The sequence below is a fragment of the Streptomyces sp. YS-3 genome (genome assembly GCF_045257485.1).
In the GTDB taxonomy this organism is placed as follows: Bacteria; Actinomycetota; Actinomycetes; order Streptomycetales; family Streptomycetaceae; genus Streptomyces.
Genome location: NZ_JBJHPC010001185.1, coordinates 1 through 618, shown reverse-complemented (window position 1 = coordinate 618; position 618 = coordinate 1). Strand labels below are relative to the sequence as shown.

The 618-nt window shown below is 77.5% G+C and carries 1 protein-coding gene; it reads right to left on the bottom strand.

From position 1 onward, the window contains the following. Nucleotides 1-31: 31 nt before the first annotated feature. A complete protein-coding gene (locus tag ACJA3G_RS38230; protein WP_406557580.1) occupies nucleotides 32-577 on the bottom strand; it encodes a hypothetical protein in 546 nt (181 codons plus the stop codon). Nucleotides 578-618 lie beyond the last annotated feature (41 nt).

Sequence of the window (618 nt, the reverse complement as noted above, 5' to 3'; positions counted from 1 at the left end):
GCCTTGGGGAGGCCGGGGGGCCCGGTGGCGCCTATGTGCCCGGGCGGTCCGCGAGCGCGGTCGGGGGCTCGTCGTCCATCTCGAAGGCGAGCGGGAACGGGGCGTGGCCGGCCAGCCGGAACCAGCGGACCTTGCGGTGCCTGCGCAGGGCGCGGGCGGCGCGTACGGCGTCGTTGTGGAAGCGGCGGGCCATGGGGACGCGGCGTACGGCCTGGGCCAGCTCCTCCGCCGCCTCGACCCCGCCGGGGGCCTCGCGGACCGCCTCGACCTGGGCGGGCTCGCCGAAGACGGCCCGCAGCGCCTGGCTGAGCTCGCTCTCGGCGACCTCCCGCTGCTCCTCCTCGGCCTGGCGGGCCGCGTGCGCGGCCTCGTACAGCACGATGGAGGCCGCCGGGTCCAGGACGCCGGAGGTGGCCAGTTCCTGGGTGACCGAGGCGCGGCGCAGCAGCTGGGCGTCGAGGGCGGCGCGGGCGGCGTCGATGCGGGCGTGCAGGCGGTCGAGGCGGCCGGCGGTCCAGCTGAGGTAGAGGCCGGTCGCCGCGAGGGCTACGGCGATCCAGATGAGGGTTACGGTCACGGGCGGCAAGGCTACCGGGCCCCCACCCCGCCCCTTCCCTT